The sequence below is a fragment of the Streptomyces sp. TSRI0281 genome (genome assembly GCF_001905125.1).
Classification (GTDB): domain Bacteria; phylum Actinomycetota; class Actinomycetes; order Streptomycetales; family Streptomycetaceae; genus Streptomyces.
Genome location: NZ_LWLE01000023.1, coordinates 252442 through 273857, shown reverse-complemented (window position 1 = coordinate 273857; position 21416 = coordinate 252442). Strand labels below are relative to the sequence as shown.

Below are 21416 nucleotides of genomic sequence, written 5' to 3'. Positions count from 1 at the left end.
CTGGTTCGTCCGTCCCGTGCCGGCCCGTTCGCCTCCGGCCGTCCTCCACTACCCGCCCCGCACCGTTCCAGAACACCTCACGGAGCCGCGTACAACTATTCGGCCGGTCAGCAGTCGTCTGTTTCGGGTGCGCCGGGGGCGCATCAGTACGTATCACGCAGGGACGGGAACTCTCATGACCACACACCGCATCCGGATGTCCCGGGGCATACTCTCCGCCGCGCTCGCCACCGCCGTGCTCGCGCCCATGGCCGTCGCCGCCACTCCCGCCGCGGCTGCCACACCCGCCGTGAGCTGCACCTCCGGCAAGACGCGGCTGGCCGTCAAGCTGACGAGGGACATCACCGCCGCGCTCAAGGGGCGCAAATCGACGGCGGCCGTGGCGCTCTACGACCGGACCACGAACACGTCCTGCACCCTGCGCGGCACGCAGACGTACGACTCCGCGAGCGTCGTGAAGGCGACGGTCCTGGCCACCCTGCTCTGGGACAGCCAGAAGAAGGACCGCTCCCTGACCAAGCGCGAGAAGAGCCTCGCCACATCCATGATCACCAAGTCCGACAACGCCGCGACCACCGCCCTGTGGAAGCAGCTCGGCGCCACCAAGGTCAAGGCGTTCCTCAAGGCGGCCGGGATGACCCGCACCGTGCCCGGCTCCGACGGCTACTGGGGTCTGACCCGGATCACCGCACAGGACGAGCTGCGGCTGCTGAACCTGCTGACCACCAAGAACACGGTGCTCACCGACGCCTCCCGCGGCTACGAGCTCGGCCTGATGCGCAAGGTCGTCGCCGCACAGCGCTGGGGAACCCCCGCCGGGGCCCCCTCGGGGGCGGCCGTCCAGGTCAAGAACGGCTGGCTGCCGCGCGCCACGCACGGCTGGCGGGTGCACAGCATCGGGGCCTTCACGGGGAAGGGCCACGACTACGCCCTCACCGTGCTCACCCACGACAACAAGACGATGAACGACGGCATCGACACCATCCAGGCCGTCGCCCGCGCCGTCCACCGCGATCTGAACCCGACCACCAAGTCCTGGCGCTCCTCGACCCTGCCCATGGCCCCGCAGGAAGCCGTCCCCGCGGTGCCCGAGGCCCCCGCCGTACCCATGCTCACGGCGAAGCCGCAGTCGTAGGACCTGCCGCCCACCGGGCCCGGTCCCCGGGACCCACCCGTACGCCGTGGGTCCCGGTTCCGCCCCGTTCGGCCTCCGCCATGGGGCCCCCTTTTGTTGCGGCGGGATGAAATCCACTGCTCGCGGCGTTGGTGCCTTCCGGTAGATCAGGCGAACATGGGGTCGAACGGGAGGCATCGGTGACGGGCGCAGACCAACAGGGGTGGGGCCGGCGGCTGACCGGGTACGCATGGCGGTACCGGCGCAATGTCATGCTCGCGCTCGGCTCCTCGCTCGCCGGAATGGCCGTGATGGCGCTCGTCCCGCTGATCACCAAGGTGATCATCGACGACGTCGTCACGGACCACACCCGCTCCCTGGCCGTCTGGACCGGCCTCCTCATAGCCGCGGCGGTCCTCGTCTACATCGCCACGTACATCCGGCGGTACTACGGCGGCCGCCTCGCCCTCGACGTACAGCACGATCTGCGTACGGAGATGTACGCGACGATCACCCGCCTGGACGGAAGGCGGCAGGACGAACTGTCCACCGGCCAGGTCGTCGGGCGCGCCACCAGCGACCTCCAGCTGATCCAGGGCCTGCTCTTCATGCTCCCGATGACCATCGGGAACGTCCTGCTCTTCCTCATCTCCCTGGGCATCATGGCGTGGCTGTCGCCGCTGCTGACGCTCGTCGCCCTCGCCGTCGCCCCCGCGCTCTGGTTCATCGCCCACCGCTCGCGCAACCGCCTCTTCCCCGCCACCTGGTACGCCCAGAGCCAGGCCGCCGCCGTCGCCGGAGTGGTCGACGGCGCCGTCTCCGGCGTCCGGGTCGTCAAGGGGTTCGGGCAGGAGGAGCAGGAGACCGGCAAACTCCGCGAGGTCGGGCGCAAGCTCTTCGCCGGGCGGCTGCGCACCGTACGGCTGAACGCGCGCTACACCCCCGCCCTCCAGGCCGTGCCCGCGCTCGGCCAGGTCGCGATGCTGGCCCTCGGCGGCTGGCTGGCGACGAAGGGCGAGATCACCCTCGGTACGTTCGTCGCCTTCTCCACCTACCTCGCCCAGCTCGTCGGCCCCGTCCGGATGCTCGCGATGGTCCTCACCGTCGGCCAGCAGGCACGGGCCGGTGTGGAGCGGGTCCTGGAGCTGATCGACACCGAGCCGACGATCGACGACGGTACGAAGGAGCTCCCGGCCGACGCCCCGGCGAGCATCGAGTTCGACGACGTACGGTTCGGCTACGACCACGAGCGGCCCGTCCTCGACGGCTTCTCGCTCACCATCGAGCCCGGCGAGACCGTCGCCCTCGTCGGCGCGTCCGGCAGCGGCAAGTCCACCGTCTCGCTCCTGCTGCCCCGCTTCTACGACGTGACGCACGGCGCCGTCCTGGTCGGCGGCCACGACGTCCGCGAACTCACCCAGGCATCGCTCCGGGCCGCCATCGGCCTCGTACCGGAGGACAGCTTCCTGTTCTCCGACACCATCCGCGCCAACATCGCGTACGGCGCCCCGGACGCCACCCAGGAGCAGATCGAGCAGGCCGCCCGCGCCGCCCAGGCCGACCGGTTCATCGCCGAGCTGCCCCGCGGCTACGACACCACGGTCGGCGAGCACGGGCTCACCCTCTCCGGCGGCCAGCGCCAGCGTGTCGCGCTCGCCCGCGCCATCCTCACCGACCCCCGGCTGCTCCTCCTCGACGACGCCACCTCCGCCGTCGACGCCCGCGTCGAGCACGAGATCCACGAGGCGCTCAAGCAGGTGATGGCGGGCCGCACCACCCTGCTCATCGCCCACCGCCGCTCCACCCTCGGCCTCGCCGACCGGATCGCCGTCCTCGACGGCGGACGGCTCGCCGACATCGGTACGCACGAGGAACTGGAACAGCGCTCCGCCCTCTACCGCCGCCTGCTCACCGACCCGGACGAGCTGGGCGGCACCTCGCCGGGCCACCTGCCCGTGGACACCGGTGCGACGGCCGAGGACGACCGCGCGTTCCAGGAGGAGCTGGACGCCGAGTTCGACGCCGAGCGGGGCATCACCCCCGATCTGTGGATCCGCAAGGAAGTACCGCGCGACGCGGCGCTGGCCGGCATGCCCGCCACCCCCGAGCTGCTCGCCCAGGTCGACGCGCTGCCGCCCGCCACGGACATTCCCGCCATCGACGAGGCACGCGCCGTGCAGGCCGAGGAGTCCTACGGGCTGCGCCGGCTGCTGCGCGGCTTCGGCCTTCCGCTGCTCGTCAGCCTGGCGCTCGTCGCCGTCGACGCGGGCATGAGTCTGCTCCTGCCCGTACTGATCCGGCACGGCATCGACGAGGGCGTCAACCGGCTCGCGCTCGGCGCGGTCTGGGCGGCCTCCGCGATCGCGCTGCTCGTCGTACTCGTGCAGTGGGTGGCCCAGGTCGGCGAGACCCGGATGACGGGCCGCACCGGCGAGCGGGTGCTCTACTCCCTGCGCCTGAAGATCTTCGCGCAGCTCCAGCGGCTCGGCCTCGACTACTACGAGCGCGAACTGACCGGCAAGATCATGACCCGGATGACGACGGACGTGGACGCGCTGTCCACGTTCCTCCAGACCGGCCTCGTCACCGCCTTCGTCTCCGTCGTCACCTTCTTCGGCATCATGGTCGCGCTGCTGGTCCTCGACGTCCAGCTGGCCCTGGTCGTCTTCGCGACGCTGCCGGTGCTCATCATCGGAACCGTCTTCTTCCGCCGCAAGAGCGTCCAGGCCTACGAACTGGCCCGTGAGCGCATCAGCGCCGTCAACGGCGACCTCCAGGAGTCCGTCTCCGGACTGCGGATCGTGCAGGCGTTCGGCCGCGAGCGGGACGGTGTCCGGCGGTACGCCGAGCACAGCGACCACTACCGCGAGGCCCGCGTGCGCGGCCAGTGGCTGATCTCCATCTACTTCCCGTTCGTCCAGCTGCTGTCCTCGGTCGCCGCGGCGGCCGTGCTGATCGTCGGCGCGGGCCGGGTCGACAACGGCACGCTGACCACCGGTGCGCTGGTCGCGTACCTCCTCTACATCGACCTGTTCTTCGCCCCCGTGCAGCAGCTCTCCCAGGTCTTCGACGGCTACCAGCAGGCCACCGTGTCGCTCGGCCGCATCCAGGAACTGCTCCAGGAGCCCACCTCGACCGAGGACCCCGACGAGCCGATGGACGTGCTGTCGCTGCGCGGCGAGATCGCGTTCGAGGACGTGTCCTTCGCGTACGGCGGTGAGGAAGAGGCCCTGACCGGCATCGACCTGCACATTCCGGCAGGTCAGACGGTGGCCTTCGTCGGGGAGACGGGCGCGGGCAAGTCGACCCTCGTCAAGCTCGTCGCCCGGTTCTACGACCCCACGGGCGGCCGGGTCACCGCCGACGGCACCGATCTGCGCAAGCTCGACATGACCGCCTACCGGCACCGCCTCGGGGTCGTACCGCAGGAGGCGTACCTCTTCGCCGGTACGGTCCGCGACGCCATCGCCTACGGGCTGCCCGACGCCACCGACGCACAGGTGGAGGCGGCGGCCAGGGCGGTCGGCGCGCACGACATGATCGCCACGCTGGACGGCGGCTATCTGCACGAGGTCGCCGAGCGGGGCCGCAACCTCTCGGCCGGCCAGCGCCAGCTCGTCGCGCTCGCCCGCGCCGAACTCGTCGACCCGGACGTCCTGCTGCTCGACGAGGCCACCGCGGCCCTGGACCTGGCGACCGAGGCCCTGGTCAACCAGGCCACCGACCGGCTCACCGGCCGCCGCACGACGCTGGTCGTGGCCCACCGCCTGACCACGGCCGCCCGCGCCGACCGGGTCGTGGTGATGGACCACGGCCGGGTCGTCGAGGACGGCACGCACGACGAGCTGCTGGCCAGGGACGGGCAGTACGCCCGGTTGTGGCGCACGTTCATCGGCGAGGACGAGCCGGCGGGGGTCTGAGGGCGGGGGCGAACACACCGCCCGGCACGCGTCACGTGGCGTGCCGCGTGCAACCGTTGGGCGGTCTCCCGCGTCGTACGCGTATACGCGCATGTGGCGGGTGGAGATACGTATGTTCGATGGGGTGGTGAGACCGCTGAGTACGTCGAAGCCGTCCGGACGGGGGAGCAGGCCGATGCTCGTACGGCTGCTCGTCCTGCCGCTCCTCGCGGCCGTGGGCCTGGTGCTCGGCACCCCCGTGGGCCCCGCCGCGCACGCCGCCTCGTCCTGCTCCGGACGCCCGGCGAAGACGGTGGCGTTCGCCAAGGGGGAGCTGCGCGTGTACAAGAGCCGTGCGTACGCCTGCGCCGTCACCGTCGCCAAGAAGCCGGGGAAGCGTCGGGCGATGAGCGTCTCGCTCCAGCCGCGCGGCGGCCGGGCGGTGACCGACAGCGGCACCTACACCAAACTGGCGGGCCCGGTGACGGTCCATGCGCTGAACCGCTGCGTCCGGGCGACCGGCTCGGTCGGGGGCTCATCGGCCTCCACCGGATGGATCCTCTGCTGACGTTCTGCGGGGACCCCGTGAAGTATGTGGTCAGTCAGGTCTGGCGTGGCGCGTGTTGCCCCGGCTAGGTTCACGGCGAATGTCGTGAAACTAGGGGAGGGTGCATGCGCAAGGCGCTCAGAGGGGTTCTGTCGCTCGCGGTGCTCATAGGCACAGTGAGTGCGACGGGGGCCTCGGCCGGTGCGGCCACCGCCGCGGAACCGACCGCGAAGCAGGGCAGCAGCGTTGCCGGAAGCAGTGATTCCAGCAGCGAGGACATCAAGGACCGCATCCTGGCCATCCCGGGAATGAGTCTGATCGAGGAGAAGCCGTACCCCGGTTACCGCTTCTTCGTCCTCAATTACACCCAGCCGGTCGACCACCGGCACCCGTCCAAGGGCACGTTCCAGCAGCGCATCACCCTGCTGCACAAGGACACGAGCCGCCCGACGGTCTTCTTCACCAGCGGCTACAACGTCTCGACCAACCCCAGCCGCAGTGAGCCGACGCAGATCATCGACGGCAACCAGGTCTCCCTGGAGTACCGCTTCTTCACCCCGTCCCGCCCGGCGCCCGCCGACTGGTCCAAGCTCGACATCTGGCAGGCCGCCAGCGACCAGCACCGGGTGTTCAAGGCGCTGAAGAAGCTCTACTCGAAGAACTGGCTGACCACCGGTGGCTCCAAGGGCGGCATGACCGCCACGTACTTCGAGCGCTTCTACCCGAAGGACATGGACGGCGTCGTCGCGTATGTCGCGCCCAACGACGTCGTCAACAAGGAGGACTCGGCGTACGACCGGTTCCTGGCGAACGTCGGCACCAAGGAGTGCCGCGACAAGCTGAACGGGGTCCAGCGCGAGGCGCTGATCCGCCGCGGTCCGCTGGAGAAGAAGTACAAGGAGTACGCCGCCGCGAACGGCCTCACCTTCAACACGGTCGGCTCGCTCGACCGTGCCTACGAGGCCGTCGTCATGGACTACATCTGGGCGTTCTGGCAGTACAGCCTGCTCGCCGACTGCGCCGACATCCCCGCCAACGCGCGGAACGCCACCGACCAGGCGATCTGGGACTCGATCGACGGGATCTCCGGCTTCTCGGCCTACGCCGACGAGGGCCTGGAGACGTACACGCCGTACTACTACCAGGCGGGTACGCAGCTCGGCTCGCCCGACATCAAGCAGCCGTGGCTCGGCAACCTGAGCCGCTACGGCTACCAGCCGCCCCGCAACTTCGTGCCCCGCACCATCCCGATGAAGTTCCGGCCGTCGGTGATGCGGGACGTGGACACGTGGGTGAAGCACAACGCCAAGCGGATGATGTACGTCTACGGGCAGAACGACCCGTGGGGTGCGGAGCCCTTCCGCCTCGGCCACGGCGCCCGTGACAGCTACGTCTACACGGTGCCGGGCGGCAACCACGGTTCCAAGGTCTCCGGTCTCGTCGCCGACGAGAAGGCGAAGGCCACCGCCGCCATCCTGCGCTGGGCGGGGGTCGCCCCGGCGGCCGTCGACGCGGACCCGGCGAAGGCCAAGCCGCTCGCGAAGTTCGACGCGCGGCTCGACCAGCGCAACGGTGAGGTCGATCGCGGTCAGGGCACCCTGCGCCCGTAACCGCGGCTGATCACCGAAACAGTGGGCTGTGCCCGCCGGTTCCGTACCTCAGATCCGGCGGGCGCAGCCCACGGCCCTGTCGCCGCCCAGCGTGACGACGAGGTCCGTGGTGTCCGGGCAGCGCGCGCGCAGCCGCACCGCCGACATGACCTCGAACTCCGGTGCCCGCGCGCCCGATCCGTCGCACGCGGTCTCCTCCACCTCGCCCACCACCTCGCCCGTGTCCTCACCCCCGCCCGTGCCCCCGCGTGAGTGCCGGACGCAGTCACCGACGCGCGTCAGCGGTCCGCCGCCCTGCCCCGGGTCGCCCGGATGCGGCGGCTCCAGATTGCGCATGCAGGCGTAGCCACGGGTGAGGCGGCTCCGCGCGCTGTCGCCGGTCTCCGAGATGTGCAGGACGAAGTCGGTCGGGGGAGGGCAGGACGGGCCCGCGGTCGCGGCTCCGAGATGCCGGGCCAGCACCCGGGCCATGGCCTTCTCGCTGCGGCAGGACACTTCACGTACCTCGGCACCGCGCGAACTGCAGTCGGCGGGCCCGAGGAACACCACCCCGTACGCCGTCGGCGCGGAGCCGCCCCGCGAAGACCCCCGGTCGTCCGGGGTGTCGACGGGCTGCCCGCAGGCGGTCAGCGAGAGCGCGGCGGCAGCGGCGGCCACCAGCATCAGCAGGGGTACGCGTGCGGGGCGCGCCCCTCGCCCCACCGCGGAGGAACGGCGCCCGTGGCGTCGCTTGTGCGTGCTGTGCATGAGAGGAACCCCCGATACGTCCCGTCAAGACGTACACCCGGCGTGGTCCGCCGGAGCGGGAACACGCCGGGTGCCGAGGGAACTTGGCGTCGGCCGCGTCGTGCGCGTCGGTGCGCGTCGGTGCGCGGTGGCGCGACCGGCGTGCGGAGGTGGTGCGGATCGACGTGCGGAGGGGGCGCGACGGCAGCCCGGCCGTCGTGCGCGGTGGCACGACCGTCACGCTGCCGTCGTCGGGCGAACGCCTCCTAGTAGGACAGCCCGTAGCCGACCGGGTACAGCACCCGGGCCGGGTCGTCCGCGCGCTGCACCGGGACCGGGAGCCTGCCCTCCGGTTCGGCGCGGCCCGCGATCACCCGTACCGCCGCCCGCAGTTCGACGTCCGTCCAGGAGTACGCGGCCAGGCTCGCAGCGACGCCCGTACCGGTCAGCTGGGCGATGTCGTACGGGTTGCGGATCGCCACGGTGACGACCGGGACGCCGGTCGCCACGAGGGCCTTGACCAGAGCGAGTTGGCTGCTGGTCGCCGAGAGGTTGTACGTCCCGACGATCACCGCGTCCTTGCCCCGCGCGGCGGCCACCGCCTCGGCGATCTTCGCCGGGTCCGGGGCCGTGCCGGTGGACAGGGCGGTCGCCGTGTACCCCAGCTCGCCGAAGGCACCGGCGAGCGTGGTGGTCGGCGGGCCCGTCGTGCCGGACGGCGAGGCCGGGTCGGCGCCGACCACGAGGAGCTTCCGGTGGGAGCGGCGGGACAGCGGCAGCAGCGCACCGGGGTTGGTGAGCAGCGTGGTCGTACGCTCGGCGATGCCGTCGGCGGCGGCCAGGTGCGCGCGGGTGCCGACGGTGCGGTCGACGCCCCGGTGGGTGACGAACGGGTCGCGGAACAGGCCCAGTTTCGTCTTCAGCCGCAGGATGCGCAGGATCGATTCCTCGATCCGGGCCTCGCTGATCTCCCCGCTCCTGACGGCCGCCAGCACGGCGTTCCAGGCGACGGCGAGGTTCGGCGGGTTCAGCAGCTGGTCGACGCCCGCCCGGAGCGCGAGGACCGGGACGCGGTCGTCGCCGTACTTCTCCCGTACGCCCTTCATGTCGAGCGCGTCGGTGACCACGACCCCGTCGTAGCCCAACTCCTCGCGCAGGACGCCGGTGAGGATGGGCCGGGACAGTGTCGCGGGGTCCTCGGCGGCGTCGAGCGCGGGCACCACGATGTGCGCGGTCATGATCGAGTCGATGCCCGCGGCGATCGCGGCGCGGAAGGGCGGGGCGTCCAGCTCGGCCCACTGCTCCCGGGTGTGGTGGATGAACGGCAGCCCGCTGTGGCTGTCGGTGTTGGTGTCGCCGTGGCCGGGGAAGTGCTTGGCCGTGGCGGCGATCCCGGCTCCCTGGTACCCCTTCACCTGGGCGGTGGCCATCCCGGCCACCGACCGCGGGTCGGAGCCGAAGGAGCGTACGCCGATCACCGGGTTGGCCGGATTGACGTTCACGTCGGCGTTCGGCGCGTAGTTCTGCACGATGCCCAGGGCGGCCAGCTCGTCGCCCGCGATCCGGGCGGCCCGGCGGGTGTCGGAGTGCGAGCCGCCCGCGCCGAGCGCCATCGCGCCCGGCAGCAGGGTGGCGGGTTCGCCGACGCGGCAGACGATGCCGTGTTCCTGGTCGGTGGAGATCAGGAGCGGTACGGAGTGGGGGCCGGCGAGACCGGCGCGCTGGATGCCGTTGGAGAGGTCGGCGATCTGGTGCGGGTCGCGGGTGTTGTGCGCCCAGACGAAGTAGATGATGCCGCCGACGTGGTACTTGTCGATCAGCTCGGCGGCGGTGCGGACCCCGATCTCCTTGAGGTTCGCGTCGATGTCCGCCTGGTCCGGGTCGGTGGCGGAGTGCCCGTACACCCGCATCACGAAGAGCTGGCCGACCTTCTCCTCCAGGCTCATCCGACTGATGAGCCGCTTGAGCCGGCGGTCGGTGGAGGCGCTCGCGGACTGCGCGGCGGCGGGGACGGCGACGACGCCGGTGGCGGCCGCGGCGGCGGTGGCCGCGGTAGCCGTGAGAAGAGTGCGCCGGGAGGTGCGGTGGTGCACGTGGGCTCCTTCCTGGGACTGAAAGAAACTTCCAAGAAGGTACGGATATATGGAAAGTAACTACCGGTCAAGGGGCCCCGCCCGGCCACCTTCGGTGAAGGGTGCCGATTGAGGGGCAAACCGTCATGTGCCGGCGCGCGCGGGGGCTCGGACCAGCCCCGCCGCCATCCCGTGCGCCTGGAGCGCCGAGACCGCCGCGGTGATCGCGGGCCGACGGGCCGCCTCCGTACGCCACAGCGCGTACAGCCTCCGTACCGGTACGGGATCGAGAGGCACCGCCACCACCCCTGCGGGCAGTGGCCCCCGCCCCAGCCGGGGGATCATCGCGACCCCGAGCCCGGCCGCGACCAGGGCGAGCTGGGTGTGGTTCTCCTCGGCCCGGTGCCGGATGTCCGGCTCGTAGCCCGCCGCCCGCAGTGTCCGTACGAGCCAGTCGTGGCAGACCGTCCCCGGCGGCTGGCAGATCCACCGCTCCTTCGCCAGCTCCTCCCGCCGCACCGCGTCCCGACCGGCGAGGGCGTGCCGCCCGGGCACCAGGAGATCGCACCGGTCGTCCCCGATCACCGCCTGTGCCACCCCCTCGGGAGCGGGCAGCGGCGCGATGTCCCAGTCGTGCGCGACCGCCAGATCGACGACGCCCTTGGCCACCAGGTCGACCGAGAGATGCGGGTCCACCTCGGTCATCCGGACCTCCAGCGCGGGGTGGTCCCGGTCCAGCTCCGCCAGCACCCCCGGCAGCAGGCCGCGCGCCGCGGAGGCGAAGGCGCCGATCGACAACCGCCCCGTGGGCAGCCCCCTGCGCTCCTCCAGCGTCGTCTCGGCCCGCTCCACGATCGCGAGCAACTGCTGGGCCGCGGTGACCAGGTGGAGGGCCTCCTCGGTCAGCGAGACACCGCGCCCGCGCCGCTCCAGCAGGGTGGTCCGGGTCTCCCGCTCCAGCTTGGTGATCTGCTGCGAGACCGCCGACGGGGTGTAGCCGAGCGCTGCCGCGGCGCCCGCGACGGAGCCGTGGACGGAGACGGCGTGCAGGGCGCGCAGCCGGGACAGATCGAGCATCGTGACCTCGCGGGAGCCGGTCGGAATCATTAGTGATGCTCAATTCCACCATGAAGAAATCCGCGCTGGTGCTACATGGTCCTCGCGGCCGATGCTCGATCCATGCGTCCCCTCCACATTGCCCTGGCCGCGCTCGTCGCCGCCGTCTGGGGTGTGAACTTCGTCGTCATCGAGATCGGTCTCGACCACTTCCCGCCGCTGCTCTTCTCCGCCCTGCGATTCCTGGCGGCCGCGCTCCCGGCCGTCTTCCTCGTCGGCCGGCCCAAGGTCGCCTGGAAGTGGATCGTGGGGGTCGGGCTCGTCCTCGGAGTGGGGAAGTTCGGCCTGCTCTTCCTCGGTATGGACCGCGGGATGCCCGCCGGACTCTCCTCCCTCGTCCTCCAGGTCCAGGCGGTCTTCACCGCCCTGTTCGCGGCCCTGGCGCTCGGTGAACGGCCGGGAAGGACCAAGGTGTGGGGGATGGGCGTCGCCCTCGTGGGCATCGGGGTGGCCGCGGTCGACGAGGGCGCGAGCGGGCCGGTGCTCGCCTTCGTCCTCGTGATCGCGGCGGCTGCCTGCTGGGGCGTGTCGAACGTGCTGACCCGCAGGGCCGCCCCGCCCGACCCCCTCAACTTCATGGTCTGGGTCTCGGCCGTGCCCGTGCTCCCGCTGCTCGGCCTGTCCCTGGTCTTCGAGGGGTGGGACCGCGACGCCGAGGCGCTGGCCGCGCTCGACTGGAGCGGCGCCGGGATCATCCTCTACGTCGCCTGGATCACCACGGTGTTCGGCTTCGGCGCCTGGAGCTTCCTGCTCGGCCGGTACCCGGCCTCGTCCGTGGCCCCGTTCACCCTGCTCGTCCCGGTCTTCGGGATGTCCTCGGCGGCGCTGCTGCTCGGCGAACCGGTCGGCCCGCTGCGCTGGTGCGCGGCGGCGCTGCTGGTCGGCGGGGTGGCGCTCACCTCACTGGCGGGCACCCGCCGCACGCCGACCGCTCCGGCAGATCCGACCGGCCCGACCGATCCGGCAGGCGCGACCGCTCCGACCGCTCGGGCAGGCGCGACCGATCGCGTGGCGCCGACCGCTCCGACCGGTCAGGCGGATGCGACCGGTCCGGTGGCGCCGACCGCTCCGACCGATCCGGTGGTGCCGACGGGGCAGCAGATGGATCAGCCGGAGCGGCCGGAGCGTGCGGAACGGCCGGAGCGTCCGGAGCGGCCGGAGCGGAAGCCGGACGCGCTGGGGGCCCGGTAGGTCGTCGGCGCGTCCGCGCTCCCCTACTGCTTCGGCGCTCCGAGCCGCAGCAGGTGCTCGCGCCCTGCGCTCAGCAGCCCCGCCAGCTCCGGCGCATCCGGGTGCCAGCGCTTCTCGTACTCCCAGCACACCCAGCTGTCCGGGTCCAGCGTGTCCAGGCACGCGCGCAGCGGCAGCACCCCGGCGCCCAGGCCCAGCGGCGCGATGTCCTCCGCCGACGCGATGTCCTTCACCTGGACGTAGCCCAGGTGGGGGGCCAGGACCGCATGGCTCGCGACCGGCTCCTCGCCCGCCAGCCACGTGTGCATGATGTCCCAGAGCGCACCGATCTGCGGGTGCCCGACCGTACCGACGACCCGGGCCACGTCGACGCCCGCCCGGTGCGAGTCATGGGTCTCCAGCAGGATGCGCACGCCCATGTCCGCGGCGTCCGGCGCGGCGGCCCCCAACCTGCGGGCGGCGGTCGCGTCGGCCACGTCCTGGTCCTGGCCACCGCCGCCGGGGAAGACCCGGACGTTCTTCGCACCCAGGTCGCGGGCGAGCTTCATCAGCTCGGCCAGCTCGGCCAGGACCGGCTCGTCGTCACCTGCGGACGCCACCCGTACGTATCCGGCCAGGGTCAGGATCTCGACCCCGCCCGCCTTGAACTCCTCGACCACATCGGCGCGTTCGAGCAGCGAGAGCCCCGGGTGCACCGGCTCCTCCGGGTGGGTGCGCAGCTCCACCCCCTGGTACCCGTGCTCATTGGCGAGCCGGATGACCTCGGCTATCGGCATCCCCGGCACTCCGAGGGTCGAGAAAGCGAGCTTCACGTGCGTGTTCCTTCCACATCGGTACGTGCCACCGCCCCGGGCGACACGAGCGGCGACGCCCACATCATCGGCCCGGGGTGTCCCGTACACCTACCCCTGCTCAGGGAGCCGACGCACGTGACAACGCCATTGGAGCAGTGCGGCGGGGTGGCGGGGCGGCGGGACGGCGAGGGCAGCGGGGCGGCCAGGGTGGCGGGACACCGGGACGGCAGGGTCCCGCCCCGGCGGGGCCTTCGTGGGGTTACGGAGGGTCACGCCCGAGGCGGTGCCGTCGACCCCCGCACCATCAGTTCGGCCGCGATCGTCGCGACGCCGCCGGGCGGCGGGGTCTCCTTGCCCATCGCGAGCCGGCCCGCGCGGGCACCCGCCTCGAAGAGCGGCAGCCGTACGGTCGTCAGGGCCGGTACGGCGTCCACCGAGAACGGCAGGTCGTCGAAGCCCGCCACCGAGACGTCCTGGGGGATGCGCTGCCCCCGGTCCCGTACCGCGGCACTGGCGCCCAGCGCCACCGTGTCGTTCGCGGCCACGATCGCGGTCACTTCCGGTTCGCGGCGCAGGAGTTCGAGGGTGGCCTCGTAGCCGGAGCGCCGGTCGTACGGGCCGTGGACGGTGAGGCGGTCCTCGTCGCCGGTCAGCCCGGCCGCGCGCATCGCGTCCCGGTGGCCTTCCAGGCGGTGGCGGGTGGTGGTCCGCTCCAGCGGGCCCGCGACATAGCCGATCCGCCGGTGGCCGAGCGAGATCAGGTGCTCGGTCAGCCGTCGCCCGCCGCCCCGGTTGTCGAAGGCGAGGGCCGCCAGCACCGCGTCGCTGTCCGGCAGCGGGGGCCGCCCGCAGAACACGATCCGGGTGCCCGCGTCCGCGAGCTTGGCCAGCTTCGCGGACATCGCGGCCCGGTGGGCGGGGCTCTCCACCGCGCCGCCGGTGAGCACGACGGCGGCGGCGCGCTGGCGCTGGAGCAGGGTGAGGTAGGTGAGCTCGCGCTCCGGGGAGCCGCCGGTGTTGCAGACGACGGCCAGCTTCTCGCCGCCCGCGCGGCCCGAGCCGTCGCCGGGCCCGCCGATCTCGGTCTGGGCGGCTCCCGCCATGATCCCGAAGAACGGGTCGGCGATGTCGTTGACCAGGATGCCGACCAGATCCGAGGTGGCCGCCGCGAGCGAGCTGGCCGGCCCGTTGAGCACGTAGTCCAGGTCGTCCACGGCGCGCAGGACCCGTTCCCGCGTCGACGCGGCCACCGGGTAGTTCCCGTTCAGTACGCGGGAGACCGTGGCCGGGGACACCCGGGCGCGGGCCGCCACGTCCGCCAGGGTGACTGTCATCACTGTCCTCCGAGAGGTCACGGGGAGATACCGAGGAGTTATCGGCGCGTCCCCTCTTGTCCGGGCCGCTGTCGGCAGGCTAGCGTCATCCTCGATAGAAAGCGCTTGCTACGGCTGTATGGAGGGAACTTCGTGACACGCAGGACAGTGCGCATCGCCATGAACGGCGTCACGGGTCGCATGGGATACCGGCAGCACCTGGTGCGCTCGATCCTCGCGATCCGCGAGCAGGGCGGCCTCGACCTCGGCGACGGCGAGGTGCTGTGGCCCGAACCCGTGCTCGTCGGCCGCAGGGCCCACGCGCTGCGGGAGCTCGCCGAGCGGCACGGTCTGACCGAGTGGTCGACCGACCTGGACGCGGTGCTGGCCGACGACACCATCGACATCTACTTCGACGCCCAGGTCACCTCGGCGCGCGTCGAGGCGATCAAGAAGGCGATCGCGGCGGGCAAGCACATCTACACCGAGAAGCCCACCGCCACGGATGTCGAAGGCGCCCTGGAGCTGGCCCGGCTGGCCCGTGACGCCGGGATCAAGCACGGCGTGGTCCAGGACAAGATCTTCCTGCCGGGCCTGCTGAAGCTGAAGCGCCTCATCGACGGCGGCTTCTTCGGCGAGATCCTCTCCGTGCGCGGCGAGTTCGGCTACTGGGTCTTCGAGGGCGACTGGCAGGAGGCCCAGCGCCCGTCGTGGAACTACCGCGCCGAGGACGGCGGCGGCATCGTCGTCGACATGTTCCCGCACTGGGAGTACGTGCTCCACGAGCTGTTCGGCCAGGTCACCACGGTCCAGGCGCACGTCCAGACGCACCTTCCGCAGCGTTGGGACGAGCAGGGCAAGCCCTACGCCGCGACCGCCGACGACGCCGCGTACGGCATCTTCCAGCTGGCGGGCGGCGCCGTCGCACAGATCAACTCCTCCTGGACGGTACGCGTCAACCGCGACGAGCTGGTCGAGTTCCAGGTCGACGGAACCCACGGCTCCGCCGTCGCCGGACTCCGCAACTGCCGGGTCCAGCACCGCTCGGCCACGCCCAAGCCGGTCTGGAACCCGGACCTCCCGGTCACCGAGTCGTTCCGCGACCAGTGGCAGGAAGTCCCCGACAACGCGGTCTTCGACAACGGCTTCAAGGCCCAGTGGGAGCTGTTCCTGCGCCACGTCGCGCTGGACGAGCCCTACACCTGGGACCTGATGGCCGGCGCGCGCGGCGTGCAACTGGCCGAGCTGGGCCTCAAGTCGTCGGCGGAGGGCCGTCGCTTCGACGTCCCGGAGCTGACGCTGTGACGCCCGGCGCCGTGTACGCGGGCGCCGGACCGGCGACGACCCGACCTCCGCACCCGGCGTTCCGGGGCTCCGGAGCCGCCACCGCTGACGCCGCGACGACCCACCCTCCGCACCCGGAGCTGACCCCATGAGCACCATCCACCTCCCGCAGGGCCCCTACGAACCCCGCGCCACCCCGCTCGACCTGGCCCCGGGCAAGGCCCCGCTCGCCTCCCGTACGGTCTTCTCCGCCGCCCACGTCGTCGCCGACCCGTACGCGGACGTCAGCGCCGACGACCCGGCGGCCGTCGACTGGGACGCCACCCTCGCCTTCCGCCGCCACCTGTGGTCGCACGGCCTGGGTGTCGCCGAGGCGATGGACACCGCCCAGCGCGGCATGGGCCTGGACTGGGCGGGCGCGGCCGAACTGATCCGCCGCTCGGCCGCCGAGGCGAAGGCGGTCGGCGGGCGCATCGCCTGTGGTGTCGGCACCGACCAGCTCCCGGCCGGCCCGGCCACGCTCGCCGAGGTGCGCGCGGCGTACGAGGAGCAGCTCGCCCTGGTCGAGGAGAGCGGGGCCCAGGCCATCCTGATGGCCTCCCGCGCGCTCGCGGCGGCGGCGAAGGGCCCCGAGGACTACCTGGAGACGTACGCACACCTGCTGCGCCAGGCAGTCGAACCGGTCGTCCTGCACTGGCTCGGCCCGATGTTCGACCCCGCGCTGGACGGCTACTGGGGCAGCGCGGACCTCGACGCCGCGACCGACACGTTCCTGAAGGTCATCGCCGAGCACCCGGACAAGGTGGACGGCATCAAGATCTCCCTCCTGGACGCGGAGCGCGAGATCGACGTCCGCCGCCGCCTTCCCGGCGGGGTCCGCTGCTACACCGGCGACGACTTCAACTATCCGGAACTGATCGCGGGCGACGACCGGGGCTTCAGCCACGCGCTGCTCGGTATCTTCGACCCGCTCGGCCCGCTGGCGGCGCACGCGGTACGGGTACTGGACACCGGCGACACCCAGGGCTTCCGGGATCTCCTGGACCCCACGGTCGAGCTGTCGCGTCACCTGTTCCGGACCCCCACCCGCTTCTACAAGACGGGCGTGGTCTTCCTCGCCTGGCTGGCGGGCCACCAGGAGCACTTCACGATGGTCGGCGGGATGCAGTCCGCCCGCTCGCTGCCGCACCTGGCGAAGGCGTACGAACTGGCCGACCGGCTGGGCCTGTTCCCCGACCCCGAGCTGGCCGAGTCCCGGATGCGGGCCCTGCTCGCGGTCCACGGAGGAACCCGATGAGCGACGACCTCGCCCGCCTCTCCCTCAACCAGGAGACCATCAAGCAGTGGTCGCTGCCCGAGCTGACGGAGGGCTGCGTCAAGGCGGGCATCGGCAAGGTCGGCCTGTGGCGTGCGCCGGTCCAGGAGTACGGCGTCGAGCGCACGGCGAGCCTGCTCAAGGACGCGGGGATCTCCGTCACCAGCCTGTGCCGGGGCGGCTTCTTCACCGCGCTCGACCCGGCCGAACGGGCCCGCGCCCTGGACGACAACCGGGCGGCGGTGGACGAGGCGGCAGCCCTGTCCACCGACACCCTGGTCCTCGTCTCGGGCGGCCTCCCGCCCGGCAGCCGCGACCTGCACGGCGCCCGCGAACGCATCGCGGACGCCCTCGCCGAACTGGGCCCGTACGCGGCCGAGCGCGGCGTACGCCTCGCGATCGAACCGCTGCACCCGATGTTCGCCTCGGACCGCTGCGTGGTCTCCACGCTCGGCCAGGCCCTCGACATCGCGGAACGCTTCCCCGCCGACCAGGTCGGGGTCGTCGTCGACACGTACCACATCTGGTGGGACGACCAGGCGCCCGCGCAGATCGCACGGGCGGGGGAGGGCGGCCGTATCCGCTCCTTCCAGCTGGCGGACTGGATCACCCCGCTTCCGGCGGGCGTTCTGGTGGGCCGCGGCCAACTCGGCGACGGCAGCGTGGACTTCCGCGCCTGGCGACGCCTGGTCGAGGCGGCGGGCTTCGACGGACCCATCGAGGTCGAAATCTTCAACGAGGCCCTGTGGGCCCGCGACGGCGCCGAAGTCCTCGCCGAAGTCGCGGCCCGATACCTGGAACATGCCTGTTGAGAGCCCTGTGAACGGCCCAGGGTAAAGAGGTCGCAAAGGGATGCAACCTTTACGTACCCTGCCGGGTCACACAGGGCGTCGGGACTTCCGGGGAGGGGTCCGGGGGGATCGGGAAGCCCGACGGGAGGGGAGAGCGAGGGGGGTCCGGCCGCGAGGCCGGGCCCCATTCCGTTTATCCGGGGGCGCTCTTCCCCGGCCCGTCCGCACCGGATCGAGAGCCGTCCGTACCGTACGGTGGTCGAGGAGCGCTTCGAGGGCCGGCCGCTGCGCAGCGACTTCCGCCCCGCCCCTCCCCATGGACGGAACAGCCACCCATGTACGTCTCCCGTGTGCGCGTCGAGAACATCAAGTCGTTCCACGGTCCGCGCGTCGTCGACCTGACACTGACCCGCCCGGACGGCTCGCACGCCGGCTGGACCGTCCTCGCGGGACGGAACGGCTCGGGAAAGACGACGCTGCTCCGGGCGCTGGCGCTGGCCCTGAGCGGACCGGTGGCGGCACGGGGCCTGGTCCAGGGGTTCGAGAACTGGATGTCGCGCGGGGCCGACCATGCCACTGCGGAGGCCGAAGTCGTCAGGGATGCTGCCCTTGACAGGTTCACGGCCTCGGGGCGTACCCAGAACACGTTCTGGGCGGGTCTGCGGTGGACAGCCCCCGCCGACGGAACGGGAGCACGCAGGGGCGCTCAGCCTGCGCTGGAGGGGATCAGACCCCACCCCAGGGTCAGCAGCGCCAGTCCTGCTCAGCGCGGCCCCTGGGCCGACAACCCGGTGGGCTGGTTCTGCGCCGCCTACGGTCCGTTCCGGCGCATGGCCGGAGGATCGGGCGAAGTGCAGCGGCTGATGCTGGCCTCCGGACCGGTGGCCCGGCAGGCGAGCCTGTTCCACGAGGACGCCTCACTGGCCGAGGGCGTCGCCTGGCTGATCGAGCAGCATCTGCGCGCGCTCGAAGGCCGGGAGGGCGCCGCAGCGCTCAAGTGGGCCGCGCTTTCCGTCCTGGGCGACGGACTTCTTCCTGACGGCTACCGGGTGGAGGACGTCGACTCCGAGGGGCTGTGGGTCACGCGCGACGGCCACCGGTTCCCGCTGCGGGAGATGAGCGACGGCTTCCGCACGGTGGCCGCGCTCGTTGTCGACCTGCTGAAGCAGATTCACGACACCTTCGGCGACGAGGCGTTCGCCGGAGAGGGGAACGAGGACGGACCAAGCCCCCTCCAGGTGCCCGGTGTCGTGATCATCGACGAGATCGACGCCCACCTCCACGTGTCCTGGCAGCGCCGCATCGGCCCCTGGCTGACCTCGCACTTCCCCCACATCCAGTTCATCGTGACGACCCACAGCCCGTACATCTGCCAGGCGGCCGACCCCGGCGGCCTGATCCGGCTGCCAGGTGTGGAGGAGGACGTAGCCCCCGAGGTGGTGTGGGAGGACCTGTACGAGCGAGTGGTTTACGGCAGCGGTGACGACGCGGTCCTCTCCGAGCTCTTCGGACTCGATACTCCGTACTCGGAGCGGGCCGAACACTTGCGGGCGGAGTTCGTCGCCCTGGAGTCCAAGGTGTACGAGGGCGACACCTCACCGGATACCGTCGCGCGCTACAAGGAACTGAAGGACCTGCTCGCCAGTTCCCCGGCGGCACGGGTCCATGAGATGTCCGCCCAACTCCACCGCATCGCTGGAGAGATCAGGGACGGAGAGGGTGGCGAGGCGCAGTGATCCGGCTGGAACGCACCGACTTACCCCCGGACACGGCGGCACACCTCACGACGTACACCCAGCAGATCGAGCAGGCCGCCGAGACCGATCGCAAAGCCAGGGCGGCTGACCTGTGGGCCCACACCACCGTCCGCCGCCGCGTTCGCGACGGTCTCCTCGCCTCCCTCGCGGACATGGCCCCCGGCCACCAGCGCTGCATGTACTGCGGCGACGGTCAGGGCACGGACATCGATCATTTCGAGCCGAAGAGCCTTGCTCCACTGCGTACCTTCGAGTGGCTCAACCACCTGCTGGCCTGCTCGTACTGCAACAGCAACCAGAAGCGGGACGGCTTCCCCCGCTCCGAGGGGGACGGCAGCCCGCTGCTCCTCGACCCCACGCTCCAGGACCCGTTGGAGCACCTGCGGCTGGTCTTGCCCCTGTGTACGTACAAAGGGCTGACGCCTCAGGGCGACGCGTGCATAGAAGTGTTCGGCCTCAACTCGCGCGGAGTCCTCGTCGATGGGCGCAGGACGGCGTACGGGGCCGCCAGGCATGCGGTCGAGTTCTGGAGCATCGCCACGGGCCGGGGCCAGCACAGCAAGGCGGCGGAGGTCGTCCGGGTCGCCTGGAACCGACCGCTCGCGGACGTCCTGGCCGCGATGTTCCACCAGTCCGGCCACCCGGCGGCGGACCTGCTCTTCGACGGCGAGGAGGAGACCCTTGGTTTCCTCCGTGACCGGGCCTTGCGTGCGGCCTTCCTGGCACGGGCATGACGTCGCCCCGGCGTACGGGGTTCGGTGTGGGTCAGGCGGTGAGGTGGCCGTTCTTGATCGCCGTGACGAAGGATGACCAGCCGTCGGGGGAGAAGAGGACGGCTGGGCCGGTGGGGGCCTTGCTGTCGCGGACGGGAGCGGAGGCGTAGCCGACGGCGACCTCAAGACACTCGCCTTGATCTCCGCCGCTGTAGCTGGACTTGAACCACCCGGAGAGGGTGGTCGAGTCCGCAACGCTCCGCTTACTGGTGACCATGTTCGTGTTCCTCTGCTGCCGCCCGCACAAGGGCCAGTGATTCCTGGTGCGACATCGCATCGCTCAGGGCCAGATCGTAGGCCGTGCGGCTGGAGGCCACCAGGCCCGGATCGTCCATCAAGTTGCCTGTCTGGAAGCCTTCAACGTACGCCACCGGCGCGGAGTCCGCGAAGCTCAGCAACGTCAGCAGGCTCTGTTGGAGAGAGTGAGCTCCCACGCCGAATGGCAGCACATGCAGCCGCAGCCGCCCGTTCTCGGCCATGTCCGCGACCTTGTTCAGCTGCTCCGCCATGACCTGAGGCCCGCCGACCCTGCGCCGTAGCACCGCCTCGTCCAGCATGGTCCACAGGACTGGCTTCAGAGGGCCGTCAAGGACGCGGGCACGCTGTGTTCGGATGACGACGTCCTTGTCAATCTCCTCCCGGAGGTGGTTGGGCCGGTACGCCTGGAACAGTGCGCGTGCGTAGCCGTCCGTCTGGAACAGTCCCGGCACCAGCGAGAGCGCGAACTGCTGGATGAGAGTCGCCTGCGTCTCCAGCTCGGCCACGGCGGCGAAGTGGTCCGCGTACTTCGTGTCCAGGTCCTCCAGCCACCGTGCGAAGAACCCGTCCGTCCCCAGGGCGCGGTCGATCCGCTGGGCGTCGTCCGGGCTCGGCAGTCGCCGACCCGCCTCGAAGTGGCTGATCAACGTGGGCGAGCAGACCACCAGTTCTGCCAGAGCCTCCTGCGTCAGCCCGGCCGCCAGCCGTCGAAGCCTCAGCTCCTCGCCGTACTTCTCCCGCGGCGTGCGCGGCCTTCGGTTCGTCCTCATGCAAGCCCAACTCCCTGACTTGACCAGCGTGCTGTCATCCCCGACCCCCTGGAATCGTAGCGACTCGTGACCCCACTCTGTGATGG

The 21416-nt window shown here is 71.4% G+C and carries 17 protein-coding genes; 10 read left to right on the top strand and 7 right to left on the bottom strand.

The genetic code is table 11. The features are described 5' to 3' along the window. The first annotated feature begins 175 nt into the window (after positions 1-175). The 4 genes from A6A29_RS26230 to A6A29_RS26215 all read left to right on the top strand — a co-directional run bounded on the left by A6A29_RS26230 (position 176) and on the right by A6A29_RS26215 (position 7170). Complete coding sequence (locus A6A29_RS26230; protein WP_073723433.1) at positions 176-1135, top strand: serine hydrolase; 960 nt, start codon at positions 176-178, stop codon at positions 1133-1135. Between the two features lie 179 nt (positions 1136-1314). Next, positions 1315-5034 (top strand): ABC transporter ATP-binding protein, encoded by a 3720-nt coding sequence (locus A6A29_RS26225; protein ID WP_073723432.1) that lies wholly within the window; start codon positions 1315-1317, stop codon positions 5032-5034. A gap of 175 nt (positions 5035-5209) precedes the next feature. Continuing rightward, on the top strand, positions 5210-5581 hold the full coding sequence (locus tag A6A29_RS26220) for a hypothetical protein (protein WP_073723431.1): 372 nt from the start codon (positions 5210-5212) through the stop codon (positions 5579-5581). Positions 5582-5685: 104 nt separating this feature from the next. Further along, entirely contained in the window at positions 5686-7170 is a 1485-nt protein-coding gene (locus A6A29_RS26215) for a S28 family serine protease (protein WP_073723430.1), read from the top strand. Positions 7171-7218: 48 nt separating this feature from the next. On the opposite strand, the gene A6A29_RS26210 is transcribed toward A6A29_RS26215, so the two are convergent. The 3 genes from A6A29_RS26210 to A6A29_RS26200 form a co-directional block, all read right to left on the bottom strand. After that, the gene (locus tag A6A29_RS26210) at positions 7219-7833 is read right to left on the bottom strand and encodes a hypothetical protein (RefSeq protein ID WP_073723429.1); all 615 of its coding nucleotides are present in this window, start codon (positions 7831-7833) and stop codon (positions 7219-7221) included. Positions 7834-8162: 329 nt separating this feature from the next. Beyond that, positions 8163-9989, bottom strand: coding sequence for a glycoside hydrolase family 3 protein (locus A6A29_RS26205; RefSeq protein ID WP_073723428.1), 1827 nt, complete (start codon positions 9987-9989; stop codon positions 8163-8165). A gap of 123 nt (positions 9990-10112) precedes the next feature. After that, complete coding sequence (locus tag A6A29_RS26200; protein WP_073723931.1) at positions 10113-11045, bottom strand: LysR family transcriptional regulator; 933 nt, start codon at positions 11043-11045, stop codon at positions 10113-10115. Between the two features lie 102 nt (positions 11046-11147). Here A6A29_RS26200 and A6A29_RS26195 point away from each other — a divergent pair, with 102 nt between their 5' ends. Next, positions 11148-12275, top strand: coding sequence for an EamA family transporter (locus A6A29_RS26195; protein ID WP_079183042.1), 1128 nt, complete (start codon positions 11148-11150; stop codon positions 12273-12275). 23 nt (positions 12276-12298) lie between these two features. Here the strand turns inward: A6A29_RS26195 and A6A29_RS26190 are convergent, their stop codons facing one another. Together A6A29_RS26190 and A6A29_RS26185 are read right to left on the bottom strand one after the other, a co-directional pair. After that, positions 12299-13087, bottom strand: coding sequence for a sugar phosphate isomerase/epimerase family protein (locus A6A29_RS26190; RefSeq protein ID WP_073723427.1), 789 nt, complete (start codon positions 13085-13087; stop codon positions 12299-12301). Between the two features lie 251 nt (positions 13088-13338). Next, entirely contained in the window at positions 13339-14403 is a 1065-nt protein-coding gene (locus tag A6A29_RS26185) for a LacI family DNA-binding transcriptional regulator (protein WP_073723426.1), read from the bottom strand. Between the two features lie 132 nt (positions 14404-14535). On the opposite strand from A6A29_RS26185, the gene A6A29_RS26180 reads away from it, so the two are divergent. From A6A29_RS26180 to A6A29_RS26155, 5 genes are all read left to right on the top strand, one after another. Further along, positions 14536-15687, top strand: coding sequence for a Gfo/Idh/MocA family protein (locus A6A29_RS26180; RefSeq protein WP_073723425.1), 1152 nt, complete (start codon positions 14536-14538; stop codon positions 15685-15687). 127 nt (positions 15688-15814) lie between these two features. Beyond that, positions 15815-16963 (top strand): dihydrodipicolinate synthase family protein, encoded by a 1149-nt coding sequence (locus A6A29_RS26175; protein ID WP_073723424.1) that lies wholly within the window; start codon positions 15815-15817, stop codon positions 16961-16963. Beyond that, a complete protein-coding gene (locus A6A29_RS26170) occupies positions 16960-17793 on the top strand; it encodes a sugar phosphate isomerase/epimerase family protein (protein WP_073723423.1) in 834 nt (277 codons plus the stop codon). Before A6A29_RS26175 ends, A6A29_RS26170 begins: the two co-directional genes overlap by 4 nt. Before the next feature lie 314 nt (positions 17794-18107). Then, positions 18108-19508, top strand: a complete 1401-nt coding sequence (locus A6A29_RS26160) for an AAA family ATPase (protein ID WP_079183018.1) — start codon at positions 18108-18110, stop codon at positions 19506-19508. After that, positions 19505-20263 carry an HNH endonuclease gene (locus tag A6A29_RS26155; protein ID WP_241838655.1) on the top strand — a complete coding sequence of 253 codons (759 nt, stop codon included), beginning with the start codon at positions 19505-19507 and terminating at the stop codon, positions 20261-20263. The genes A6A29_RS26160 and A6A29_RS26155 overlap by 4 nt, the downstream gene beginning before the upstream one ends. Positions 20264-20294: 31 nt before the next feature. On the opposite strand, the gene A6A29_RS26150 is transcribed toward A6A29_RS26155, so the two are convergent. Together A6A29_RS26150 and A6A29_RS26145 are read right to left on the bottom strand one after the other, a co-directional pair. Next, on the bottom strand, positions 20295-20519 hold the full coding sequence (locus tag A6A29_RS26150) for a DUF397 domain-containing protein (protein WP_073723422.1): 225 nt from the start codon (positions 20517-20519) through the stop codon (positions 20295-20297). Further along, a complete protein-coding gene (locus tag A6A29_RS26145) occupies positions 20506-21330 on the bottom strand; it encodes a helix-turn-helix domain-containing protein (RefSeq protein WP_073723421.1) in 825 nt (274 codons plus the stop codon). Before A6A29_RS26145 ends, A6A29_RS26150 begins: the two co-directional genes overlap by 14 nt. Positions 21331-21416 lie beyond the last annotated feature (86 nt).

Excerpts from the sequence above, each read along its gene's own strand:
- A6A29_RS26230 (WP_073723433.1), top strand. The coding sequence starts at position 176 with ATGACCACACACCGCATCCGGATGTCCCGGGGCATACTCTCCGCCGCG.
- A6A29_RS26220 (WP_073723431.1), top strand. The coding sequence starts at position 5,210 with ATGCTCGTACGGCTGCTCGTCCTGCCGCTCCTCGCGGCCGTGGGCCTG.
- A6A29_RS26215 (WP_073723430.1), top strand. The coding sequence starts at position 5,686 with ATGCGCAAGGCGCTCAGAGGGGTTCTGTCGCTCGCGGTGCTCATAGGC.
- A6A29_RS26210 (WP_073723429.1), bottom strand. The coding sequence starts at position 7,833 with ATGCTGGTGGCCGCCGCTGCCGCCGCGCTCTCGCTGACCGCCTGCGGG.
- A6A29_RS26200 (WP_073723931.1), bottom strand. The coding sequence starts at position 11,045 with ATGCTCGATCTGTCCCGGCTGCGCGCCCTGCACGCCGTCTCCGTCCAC.
- A6A29_RS26195 (WP_079183042.1), top strand. The coding sequence starts at position 11,148 with ATGCGTCCCCTCCACATTGCCCTGGCCGCGCTCGTCGCCGCCGTCTGG.
- A6A29_RS26185 (WP_073723426.1), bottom strand. The coding sequence starts at position 14,403 with ATGACAGTCACCCTGGCGGACGTGGCGGCCCGCGCCCGGGTGTCCCCG.
- A6A29_RS26175 (WP_073723424.1), top strand. The coding sequence starts at position 15,815 with ATGAGCACCATCCACCTCCCGCAGGGCCCCTACGAACCCCGCGCCACC.
- A6A29_RS26170 (WP_073723423.1), top strand. The coding sequence starts at position 16,960 with ATGAGCGACGACCTCGCCCGCCTCTCCCTCAACCAGGAGACCATCAAG.
- A6A29_RS26160 (WP_079183018.1), top strand. The coding sequence starts at position 18,108 with ATGTACGTCTCCCGTGTGCGCGTCGAGAACATCAAGTCGTTCCACGGT.
- A6A29_RS26150 (WP_073723422.1), bottom strand. The coding sequence starts at position 20,519 with ATGGTCACCAGTAAGCGGAGCGTTGCGGACTCGACCACCCTCTCCGGG.
- A6A29_RS26145 (WP_073723421.1), bottom strand. The coding sequence starts at position 21,330 with ATGAGGACGAACCGAAGGCCGCGCACGCCGCGGGAGAAGTACGGCGAG.